The following is a 9,746-nucleotide window of genomic DNA, read 5'->3' on the forward strand; positions in this document are numbered from 1 at the left end:
TGACGTCCTTCGGGAGCCGATAGCCTCTGAACGGATCACGGCGTCGCATCACTCGAGCTTCTCGTGTCAGCTGACGCATGAACTAGCTCGCACAACGCGACAGACCCCCTGGAGGGCCTGAGAGACGACGAGACGCAGCCAGCGGCTGTGGACGTCCATCCACACCAGCCGGGTCCATAACCAAGGCCTCCGTCAGAGGGGCCGCATCTGCTATCAGAAGCGTGAATACCCGCCGAGAACATTACCTCTCCCAGTGAGATAGCGAAGTTCGGGCGGCAATCTAAACGGGTTTTGCACCGGCTTGCGATCTGTTATTCGTTCTGTGATTCATTGAACTATGGATTGTTGTTTTGAACAAATTCTTTTCTCAGGCTGACCGTAAGGGGCGGCTTTCAACAGTTCTTGGCAAAGACGCATTGGTCTTGCTCCGTATGGACGGCACCGAAGAGCTGTCGGGCGATTTCGAGTGGCGGGTCGAGGCCCTGTCGACGCAAGCCGGGCTCGATCTGCACAGTCTCCTGGGCACCCATGCCACGGTCGAGATCGAACATGCGAGCGGGACCCGCGCCTTTGACGGCATCGTCACAGAGGCGTCGGCGGGCGGCTCGACCGAGAACGGGTTGCGCTACGATCTGACGCTGCGGCCCTGGCTGCATGTGGCGGGGCTGCGGCGCAACATGCGGATCTTCCACAATAAAACCGTGATCCAGATCGCCCGGGAGGTCCTGAGCGCCTATGCAAGTCTCGGCGATCCGCATCTGGAAGTGCAGGTCACGGACGACTACCCCGCGCTGGAATACACCGTTCAATACGGCGAAACCGACGCGGAGTTCGTCCGCCGCCAGCTCGAGCGCCACGGCATCAGCTGGTCCTGGCGGCACGACGCGGGCTCGCACACGCTGCGGCTCACGGATGCCGAGTTCAGCCTGCCGCAGGTGCCCGGCGGTGCGCGCCCCTATTACAGCGTGGACGGGTTCCACCAGCATGACGAGGAGCATTTCAGCCTTTGGTCCAGCGCCGAACGGATCACGACGGGTGCGGTACGCCTGACGGAATACAACTTCAAGATCCCGACCGCAGCGCAGCAGGTCGATCACACAGGCGATGCGACCCATCCCTCGGGCGGTATCGAAAGCTACGACTGGCCGGGCGATTATCTCGAGCAGGGCGAGGGACGCGGCGTCGTGAACCGCCGGATGCAGGCCGAGCGTGGCCAGGCTCCGCGTCACCGCGCGACGGGCGATGTGGTGTCGCTCGGGGCCGGCTGGCGGGTGACACTGGAAGGCGACGAGGTGCTCGGGGCGACCGGGCGGACCTTCGTGTGCCTGAAAGCCGAGCACCGGTTCCGCGCTCAAGCCTATGGGTCAGGGAGCAGCGGCACCGATGAGACGCCCTATGAGGGCAGCTATGTCCTGATGCCCGACGACACGCCCTATCGCCCGGAGCGCCGCAGGGTCGGCCCACGCGTCCAAGGGCCCGAAACGGCGGTCGTCGTGGGCGAGGGCGAGATCGACTGCGACGAACACGGCCGCATTCTCTGCCGCTTCCACTGGGACGACACCGGTGCCAACACGATGCGCGTGCGCGTCAGCCAGACCTGGGCCTCCAAGGGCTGGGGCGGCATGGTCATCCCCCGCATCGGCATGGAGGTCATCGTCGAACACCTCCGAGGCGACCCCGACAAACCCATCGTGACCGGCTGCGTCTATAACGGGAAAAACGAGAGCCCTTATCCCCTTCCAGAGCACAAGACCAAATCCGTCTTCCGCTCGGATAGCCACCAGTCCAAGGGCTTCAACGAGCTGGCCTTCGAGGACGCGACAGGGGCCGAAAACATCTCGATGCATGCGCAAAAGGATCAGACGCTGAAGGTTCTCAACAACCGCATGAAGCGCGTCGATAACGACCAAGTGGAGAGCGTGGGGCAGAACAAATCCATCGAGGTCGGCAACAACCACCAGGAGCGCGTCGGCGGGTCGATGAACCTGACCGTGGGCGGCAGCAAGGCACCGCTCTTCGGGGCGCTTGCGGCGATCGCGGGTCAGGCCACGAGTGATGCGCTCAACGTCGCGTCCGAGGCAGGAGACGCCTCCATCCCCGCGTTCATGGGGGCTGTGGTCGCACAGACCGTGGGTGGTGAGGTTGCGTCCGGCCCGGCCATCGGTGCCTTTGACGCGGCAGGGCAGAACAGGGCTGTTGCCGGAGCGGCGCAGGTGGCGACCGGAACAGCGCTCGGCGGGCTTCTGTCAAGCGTCATGCCGCTTTCGGGGGTCAAGAACACCGTGGTCGAGAAGTTCGTCGCCGATACTGTGGGGCTCGCCCGGACCGAGCAGATCGGCGCGTTCAAGAACACCATGGTCGGGGCCGTCCAGAACACGCTCGTGGGCGCAAAGCAGTTCACCAAGATCGGCCAGGAACAACGGCTGAAGGTCGGCAAGACCAAGACGGCCGAGATCGGTGACGAATATACCACGCATACTGGCCGCCGGGTGGCGCATTCCTCGGGCAACCTGTTCCAGATCTCCAGCGCCGAGAAGTTCGAGGGCACCTCCAAGGTCTGGGAGATCAAGGCCGAGGATACGATCCTGCTGTCCGCGCCAGGCGGCTATGTCGAGATCACCAAGCGGGGCGTGAAGATCCGCGGTCTCAAGGTCGAGATCGAAGGCAACGCCATTGACTTCAAGTCGGGCGGGCCGGGCGAGGGGTCGAAGTGCCTGCGCGCCATGGCGAAATCCGCCACGCCCTTCGTGCGGTGACCTGATGAGTGACCTCTCTGACATCCTCCTGTCCGCCGACTACGCGACCGCTCCATGGTTCGCCGTCCTCGATGGCGCTCAGTTCGACAACCTGCCCGATGCCCTGCGCGAAGGGAAGTTCGTCGCCCGCTCGCTCTATCTCGACCGCGGCGAGAACAACCCCGAGCAGGTGATCACCGCGCCTCACCTCGTCGTTCTGGACGAGACCGCGCACAACCCCGCCCTGCGGCCACCCGCCGAGACAGTCCCCGCTCTCCTCGACCTCATCAAAGACAGCCCCGCCGCCGTATTCTGGAAATGCCCCGCTGGACAGGAGGCCCTCTTCAAACATCTACGGGGCATCAATATGGTGCGTTTACCACGCACCGAACCTGGCTCCGACGAGGATACCCATGAGACGGTTCTCTTCCGTCACGCCGATGCCAACGCGCTCGTGCAGGTCGCTGCCGTGCTCCACCCACCTCAGATCGCTCGCCTTCTTGGTCCCGCAGAGACAGCGATCCTCTTTCCCGAGCCAGAGTGGCGTGACGGCGAGGGGCTCGTTGATATCGGCCGAGTCGATGCGATTCCCCCTATTGGGCTTTTGACGCTCGATGCGACTCAGCGCGACCGGATCGCCGATGGTCGGGCGGAAAGCACCATCCGAAGGACGAAAGGGTATCTCAGGCGCCATCTGCCGCCACCCCTTTCCGAGATGCCAGAAGCAGATCTGGACATGGTTGCCCGCCGTAGTCGCAAGTCGGGCGCTGCCCTTGGGATCCGCAGCGCGGGAGGTCATCGACGCTGGGCTTATCTCATGGCGGTCACGGAGGGTCGCGCGGCGGATGATCCGCAGGTCCGCGCCTTTCTGACCGACCCGGCCAGTCGACCGGACGACCAAGTGCGCCTCGCGATGCGCGAGACCATCGCCGCGATGAAGGCCGCTGCCGAGGAGCTTCACTGATGGTCGCTGGCACGGCGGGGGGTACGATCGGCGGTGTGGTCGGAGGTCTGATCGGAGGCGGTGTCGGTGCGCTTTTGGGGCCTGGCGGGGCGTTTATTGGTCGGGCGATCGGATCGCGCCTGGGCCAGATGGCGGGCCGGGCCGCCGCTGCGGCCCTGCAGGACCACACCTCTGCTATGGAGAGCGCGGAGGAAGAGGCCGAGGAGATCGACGAGACCGAAGGCGAGGCTGCCGAGGATGAAGAATGCAAGGAATGCGCGCAGCGCTGCCAGGATGCGGCCGGACGGGTGAAGGACGCGCTATACCGTAACAAACGTAGCCCCGAGAACGGCGGCGGAGGGAACCACGGTTACATGAATCGCATGATTGAACAGATGTGCGGCAGGAGCGGGCCGGGGACCGATAGTTGGGACAACCATGTCGACGAGTTGGTCGGCGCGCAGAACGGGCTTCGGCGGGAGTTCCGGCCATTCTCTGGGGATAGTCCCAGTTGCGATCCGCAGGAACACTTCTCCCGCGCTGAGCGCCAGGCTATCGACAACATCCTAAACGGCAAAGAGAACGGATGGACGCCGAACTCCATCCCGTGGAAAGGTCCGGGTCACCCTGACTGCCAGGGCCTACCGGCCGCCCGTGAGGGCGGGCGTTTGCGGGACTACCTGGAAATCATTCGGCCGCCTCAAGGCAACGCTGGAGCACCGTTGGTATGAAGATCGACGCTGAGACATCGGCACGGATCGCCGAACTGGAGAAGACCCAGCTCTTGCGGCTACGCGGTTCTTGGCCTTGGATCGTCGCTGATCGAACGGGAGACTTCGATGCGGTCATCGGCCGCCCGATGACCAAGTGGGATGCCATCCGCCAAAGGACCAAGGATTACATTGCTTCCGTGCGACGCATTCCTCCCGATGCGCCGAGCCAAGATGCAGCTGACTTGACCCGGGACCTCCTGCTCCGCCTTGCGTCCGATGGCGAGGACGTTTCGCGCATGCTCCTATGGGCCATGCATCTGGAAGCCTACATTCTTCCCGGCGGTCGACCGGAATGCTGGGGCGGGGCTCCGGCAGACTGGGACGAGGCGATCTACAGTTGGAAAAACATTCCAGAGGGCGAGCTTCACCGTCAACTTTATGACAGCTTCAAAGTGGAGGTACTGGAGCCGCAGAAGCGCGTGGATGCGATCTGGAAGGAGACGACCGGTCACGACGATGCTTGGTGCGAGGACCCGTCGCTGCGCACCGAATGGGACGAGGTGCTCTGGGATTGGAAGCTCGGCTCGATCTGGATCGAGCCGGCCCATTACATCCAACCTGGTTATGAGAGGGTGCTGCGTCGCGAATGGTGGCGGCGCTGGCGGGAACGTCTCGGCCCTGAGGAGGCCGCAAGGATTGGCGCACCGCTTCCCTCCGGACGAAACGTGCTCCTTTCCCTCGACGAGGTCACGGCGGTCGATCTACTTCCCCCTTTCCATGAAGTCGCCAACCTTTCGCAGGAACAGATCTGATGCCAAAGCCCATCTCCTTGCTCGGCCACATGCATGTCTGCCCCAAGGTCGATCCTGGCCCCAAACCCCGTATCGGTGGCCCAGGGATCGACGCGGGTCAGACCCTCGTGCGCTTCGCAGGGGCGCCGTCGGTATGAGGAAGGCTGCGATGGACGTTAGGAAGGTTGTTGACGGACTGGAGCGAGACCAGGTGTTTGACATCCGAGGAGCTTGGCCTTGGCTCGTCGTAGATCGGACCGGTGACTTCGATGAGCTCATCGGACGTCCAATGAAGCAATGGGATGCGATCCGAGGGCGGACCCGGCACTACGTCCAGGCAGAACGGAAAGTGCCTGAGGATGGACCGGACCAGCCCATCGTTGATTTAATGTGTGATATGCTTCTCGGTCTAGCTTCTGATGGCGAGGACGTTCCGCGCATGCTCCTATGGGCCATGCATCTGGAAGCCTACATTCTTCCCGGCGGTCGACCGGAATGCTGGGGCGGCTCTCCAGCGGGTTGGGACGAAGCAATTTACAGCTGGAAGCACATCCCAGAGGGCGAGCTTCACCGTCAGCTCTATGATAGCTTTAAGGCGGAGGTGTTGGAGCCGCAGAAGCGCGTGGACGCGATCTGGAAGGAGACAACCGGTCACGACGACGCGTGGTGCGAGGATCCTTCGCTGCGAACGGAATGGGACGAGCTGCTCTGGGAATGGAGGCTTCGCGAGATATGGATTGAGCCGGCCCATTACATTCAGCCTGGCTACGAGAGGATCTTGCGTCGCGAATGGTGGCGGCGCTGGCGGGAACGTCTCGACCCTGAGGAGGCCGCAAGGATTGGCACACCGTTACCCTACGGCCGCAAGGTTCGCCACTCGCTAGACGAGATCACGGCGGTCGATCTTCTCCCCCCTTTCCACGAAGTCGCCGACCTGCCGCAGGAGCCCACCTGATGCCCAAACCGGTTTCCCTGCTTGGCCATATGCATGTCTGCCCAAAGGTCGATCCTGGCCCTAAGCCGCATGTCGGTGGTCCTGTCATCGACGCGGGCCAAGCCCTCGTGCGCTAAATCCGGCGGCATGGATCAAGCCAACGAAGACTTCGACAGTCTTGGCCCCGATGACGTCCGCGATATCGACACACAGTATGGGCCTGGTCGCACAGGTCGGCTAAAGAACGGCAACCGCGTCACAGTACGCCCCGGCAGCTCCGAGGGTCCGCCCACCCTCGAAATCAGACGTCCCAACGGTCGCGGCACAGAAATACGCTACCCAAATTACGGATCATGACGAGAACCCAAGACCCCGCCGACCTCTTTATCCCCAATGGGAGCGAGCTTAACGCTGAAGTGGTTCGCGCCGCTGGGTTGGCGAGCCTTCCTTTTCCAGAGAACATCGGGGAGGACGAATGGCGTGCGTTGATCGCGCTCGTGGACGATGATCGGCTGACACTCTGGACCCACGAATTCGGTCATGCGCCACGTCGGTTCGGGCCGATGGCACCAGAGGCCGCGCTCGAACAGATTTGGGACCAGTCCTACAAGACACAGCTCGTTCAAGTATCCGAGACGCCCCTCTACGTCTGGGTACCGGCCGATGTAGATTATTTCGTTCTGTTCGGAGCGCCTGAGATCGTCCGCCGCGTCGTCGAGGCGAAGGTTTTTGAATACGGGCTCGGCGACTATGCGGCCGAGCCGCTCCATTCCGCAGCGCACCGCGCGCGTCTCGGCGACATTGCTCGTCGATATGGGTATATCCGGTAGCGAAATCAGCGACGCGTTTTTGAGATGACCCGATGAGTAAATTGCACGATCTTCTCCTCTCCGCCGACTATCGGACCGCGCCGTGGTTCGCCGTCCTCGATGGCGCTCAGTTCGACAACCTGCCCGATGCCCTGCGCGAGGGGAAGTTCATCGCCTGCTCGCTCTATCTCGACCGCGGCGAAAACAATCCCGAGCAGGTGATCACCGCGCCCCATCTGGTGGTGCTCGACGAGACCGCGCACAACCCCGCCCTGCGGCCGCCCGCAGAGGCAGTCCCCGCCCTCCTCGACCTCATCAAAGACCGCCCCGCCGCCGTCTTCTGGCAATGCCCCAAAGGCGAAGACGCACTCTTCAAACACCTAAGGGGCATAAATATGGTGATGTATCCGAAAGAGCTGCTGCCACCGCTGGACCCAGAGGTAGAAGCGGACTCAGACGAGATGACGTCGACCGAGGAAGCGGCAGAAACCCATGCCCGGGTCCTCTTCCGACATGCGGATGCAGACGTCATGGCGCAGGTTGGATCGAGCCTGACCATGCCCAATCAGGCACGGCTGCTGGGGCCTGCCTCTGCTTTACTATTCCAGGCGAGCGCTGAGCGCGGCGGGCTACTTAGCGTCGTGATGGACGCTGGTGTTCCCGCGGCGCCTGGTCCCCTGCGCCTCTCGGAGGCGGAGCTATCGTCACTTGACGGCTCAAATGCAGCTCTCAGCCGAGCGCGCATTGAGACCCATCTGCGCGAGGTCGCGCCCGAATACGTGGATGTTGTCGGTTCGGCTGGCCTCTCCGCTGTCGTGCAGCAAGCCGAGCAGACGGGAGGGGCGCTCGGCATCGAGACAGAATATGGACAAGGCCTTTGGGCCACGCTGATGCTGATGACGGGCGGCGAACTCGCAAATGAACCGCAGGTCGTGGACTATGTGAAAGATCACTCCGAAGGTCCGGACCGCGCTGTCGAGGAGATCCTTGAACAAATAGGAGCCGCCAGCGACGAAGACTGGGAGGCGCTTTAATGCCTTTGCCAATCATCGCTGCGGTCGTCGGGCGGGTCGCTCTGCGCTATGCTGTTCAAGCGGGTGTGCGTATCGCGGGAACGGCAGCCGCGCGCAGAGCTGCGGTGCAAGCCGCGCGGCGAGTGGCGAACCGGAGCATCCAACGCGCCCGCGACATGCTCAGGCGCGAGACCACACGTCGGCAAAATTGCAAAACGTGTCGGCAGCTCGACGATCTGGTTTCGCCATGCCAGCTCCTGTCTCGCGGAACAGGTCTGAACAACGGGCCTTATAGTGGCGGCTCCCATTCAGGGAACCGAAGTCGCGCCCGAACCGGGGTGGAGTCGCACCATATGCCGGCATCGGACGCATACCCGGCAGGCGTTTCAACAGGCGCTATGCCTGCGATCCAGATGGATGTGGCGGACCATAGGTTAACAGCAAGCCACGGTAACATGGGCACCGCTGGTCGTAGGTACCGAGAAACTCAGAAGGACCTTATCCGCAAAGGAAAATTGCGCGAAGCCTTCATGATGGATGTTCTCGACATCCGGGCGAAATTTGGTGACAAATACGATGCGGCGATTGCCGAAGCGGCTGCCTACATGGAATGTGTAAATCAATACAAAAGCAAGTACGGCCTACCTGAATCCGGGCGGCGCCGACGGCGGAGAAGATGATGGCTGAAGATGCGTTCATATCCCAAGTGGGTTATCGCGCGCTCCGTTTTGGTATGTCCAAGGCGGAGGCAGAGAATGTGTTGGGCGATGCGATCAGCGTAACTCGCCCGATCGATCGACGCGAAGTCGATCCCGAAGACATGCCGATTATCAAAGATGTCGTAGAATGCGACTACGCACCCTATCGACCATACCATGACAGAGGCATCGGTCTGACGTTCCACAAGGACCGGTTGGTAAAAGTCTTCATCGACGACTCGACTGAGCCTCTCATGTTTCGTGGCATCGACCTTTTTGATCGCAATCGCAAAAAGGTGATGGAGGCTTTGTTCGAATTGGACGATGAGCTTTATGGTGACAGGGAAGCCGGGTTCTGGGCGAAGCTCGGTATCGTTGCTGCCTGGCCTAGTTTTTGGAAACGCTACAAGATCGGCTATGTGGAATTCGTCGACAGTGAGTTTGTTCTTGAATTGCTGGACTATTATTTCTTTGATGATCTCGACGCGCCTTTGAAGTAAAAGACGAGGTACATGTCTAAGCCCATCTCCCTTCTCGGCCACATGCATGTCTGCCCCAAGGTCGATCCTGGCCCCAAGCCGCATGTCGGTGGTCCTGTCATCGACCCAGGCCAGACCCTCGTGCGTTTCAACGGCATCCCGCTGGCTGTCGAGGGCGGCAAATGCATGTGCACCGGCATGCCGGGGCCGGACGGTATGTCGAAGGGATCAAGCCTTTTGAAAATCGATGGCAAAGGGGTCATGCGGATCGGCGACAGCACGGGGCATGGCGGCAAAATGACGGTCGGCATACCGACCCTGCGTTCGGATTAGGCCCAGGCCATCGGCAATATGATGACTTTGCTCAGCCAGTTCAGCGCCTTCGTCTGTTCATCCATCCGGTTCGACTGAAGCGCGAGCGGCGTGGCAATGTCATCGAGGCTCTTATGGATTTCATCGTCGGGAAGGGCAGGGAGCTTGGACTGATAGGGTATCTTTCTTGGCGGGTCTGTCGCGTTGTGCGAGCTAGTTCATGCGTCAGCTGACACGAGAAGCTCGAGTGATGCGACGCCGTGATCCGTTCAGAGGCTATCGGCTCCCGAAGGACGTCATCCTCCTCACCGTTCGCTGG

At 61.8% G+C, this 9,746-nt stretch carries 12 protein-coding genes; all 12 read left to right on the forward strand.

Translation table 11 applies throughout. The features are described from left to right. Positions 1 to 350: 350 nt before the first annotated feature. On the forward strand, positions 351 to 2,756 hold the full coding sequence (locus tag AAD018_RS18335) for a type VI secretion system Vgr family protein (protein ID WP_367316655.1): 2,406 nt from the start codon (positions 351 to 353) through the stop codon (positions 2,754 to 2,756). A gap of 4 nt (positions 2,757 to 2,760) precedes the next feature. Continuing rightward, positions 2,761 to 3,699 carry a DUF4123 domain-containing protein gene (locus AAD018_RS18340; protein ID WP_367316656.1) on the forward strand — a complete coding sequence of 313 codons (939 nt, stop codon included), beginning with the start codon at positions 2,761 to 2,763 and terminating at the stop codon, positions 3,697 to 3,699. Then, positions 3,699 to 4,409 (forward strand): hypothetical protein, encoded by a 711-nt coding sequence (locus AAD018_RS18345; protein WP_367316657.1) that lies wholly within the window; start codon positions 3,699 to 3,701, stop codon positions 4,407 to 4,409. Before AAD018_RS18340 ends, AAD018_RS18345 begins: the two co-directional genes overlap by 1 nt. After that, entirely contained in the window at positions 4,406 to 5,203 is a 798-nt protein-coding gene (locus tag AAD018_RS18350) for a hypothetical protein (RefSeq protein ID WP_367316658.1), read from the forward strand. The genes AAD018_RS18345 and AAD018_RS18350 overlap by 4 nt, the downstream gene beginning before the upstream one ends. Beyond that, positions 5,203 to 5,340, forward strand: a complete 138-nt coding sequence (locus AAD018_RS18355; RefSeq protein ID WP_367316659.1) for a PAAR domain-containing protein — start codon at positions 5,203 to 5,205, stop codon at positions 5,338 to 5,340. Before AAD018_RS18350 ends, AAD018_RS18355 begins: the two co-directional genes overlap by 1 nt. A gap of 11 nt (positions 5,341 to 5,351) precedes the next feature. Then, complete coding sequence (locus AAD018_RS18360; protein WP_367316660.1) at positions 5,352 to 6,137, forward strand: hypothetical protein; 786 nt, start codon at positions 5,352 to 5,354, stop codon at positions 6,135 to 6,137. Beyond that, positions 6,137 to 6,253 carry a PAAR domain-containing protein gene (locus AAD018_RS18430; RefSeq protein ID WP_459382426.1) on the forward strand — a complete coding sequence of 39 codons (117 nt, stop codon included), beginning with the start codon at positions 6,137 to 6,139 and terminating at the stop codon, positions 6,251 to 6,253. Before AAD018_RS18360 ends, AAD018_RS18430 begins: the two co-directional genes overlap by 1 nt. Positions 6,254 to 6,469: 216 nt before the next feature. Beyond that, positions 6,470 to 6,946: a hypothetical protein gene (locus AAD018_RS18365; RefSeq protein ID WP_367316661.1), complete on the forward strand. Its 477-nt coding sequence runs from the start codon at positions 6,470 to 6,472 to the stop codon at positions 6,944 to 6,946. A gap of 32 nt (positions 6,947 to 6,978) precedes the next feature. Continuing rightward, on the forward strand, positions 6,979 to 7,959 hold the full coding sequence (locus tag AAD018_RS18370; RefSeq protein ID WP_367316662.1) for a hypothetical protein: 981 nt from the start codon (positions 6,979 to 6,981) through the stop codon (positions 7,957 to 7,959). 377 nt (positions 7,960 to 8,336) lie between these two features. Next, positions 8,337 to 8,618 (forward strand): hypothetical protein, encoded by a 282-nt coding sequence (locus AAD018_RS18375; RefSeq protein ID WP_412005328.1) that lies wholly within the window; start codon positions 8,337 to 8,339, stop codon positions 8,616 to 8,618. Then, on the forward strand, positions 8,618 to 9,136 hold the full coding sequence (locus AAD018_RS18380; protein ID WP_367316664.1) for a hypothetical protein: 519 nt from the start codon (positions 8,618 to 8,620) through the stop codon (positions 9,134 to 9,136). The genes AAD018_RS18375 and AAD018_RS18380 overlap by 1 nt, the downstream gene beginning before the upstream one ends. A gap of 12 nt (positions 9,137 to 9,148) precedes the next feature. Further along, the gene (locus AAD018_RS18385; RefSeq protein ID WP_367316665.1) at positions 9,149 to 9,448 is read left to right on the forward strand and encodes a PAAR domain-containing protein; all 300 of its coding nucleotides are present in this window, start codon (positions 9,149 to 9,151) and stop codon (positions 9,446 to 9,448) included. The last annotated feature ends 298 nt before the right edge of the window (positions 9,449 to 9,746 follow it).

The organism is Aestuariibius insulae (assembly GCF_040783535.2).
GTDB lineage: Bacteria > Pseudomonadota > Alphaproteobacteria > Rhodobacterales > Rhodobacteraceae > Aestuariibius > Aestuariibius insulae.

Bases quoted from the DNA above. Each gene is read 5' to 3' on its own strand.
- AAD018_RS18345 (WP_367316657.1), top strand. From the start codon at position 3,699: ATGGTCGCTGGCACGGCGGGGGGTACGATCGGCGGTGTGGTCGGAGGT.
- AAD018_RS18375 (WP_412005328.1), top strand. From the start codon at position 8,337: ATGCCTGCGATCCAGATGGATGTGGCGGACCATAGGTTAACAGCAAGC.
- AAD018_RS18360 (WP_367316660.1), top strand. From the start codon at position 5,352: ATGGACGTTAGGAAGGTTGTTGACGGACTGGAGCGAGACCAGGTGTTT.
- AAD018_RS18355 (WP_367316659.1), top strand. From the start codon at position 5,203: ATGCCAAAGCCCATCTCCTTGCTCGGCCACATGCATGTCTGCCCCAAG.
- AAD018_RS18380 (WP_367316664.1), top strand. From the start codon at position 8,618: ATGGCTGAAGATGCGTTCATATCCCAAGTGGGTTATCGCGCGCTCCGT.
- AAD018_RS18365 (WP_367316661.1), top strand. From the start codon at position 6,470: ATGACGAGAACCCAAGACCCCGCCGACCTCTTTATCCCCAATGGGAGC.
- AAD018_RS18340 (WP_367316656.1), top strand. From the start codon at position 2,761: ATGAGTGACCTCTCTGACATCCTCCTGTCCGCCGACTACGCGACCGCT.
- AAD018_RS18370 (WP_367316662.1), top strand. From the start codon at position 6,979: ATGAGTAAATTGCACGATCTTCTCCTCTCCGCCGACTATCGGACCGCG.
- AAD018_RS18385 (WP_367316665.1), top strand. From the start codon at position 9,149: ATGTCTAAGCCCATCTCCCTTCTCGGCCACATGCATGTCTGCCCCAAG.
- AAD018_RS18430 (WP_459382426.1), top strand. From the start codon at position 6,137: ATGCCCAAACCGGTTTCCCTGCTTGGCCATATGCATGTCTGCCCAAAG.
- AAD018_RS18350 (WP_367316658.1), top strand. From the start codon at position 4,406: ATGAAGATCGACGCTGAGACATCGGCACGGATCGCCGAACTGGAGAAG.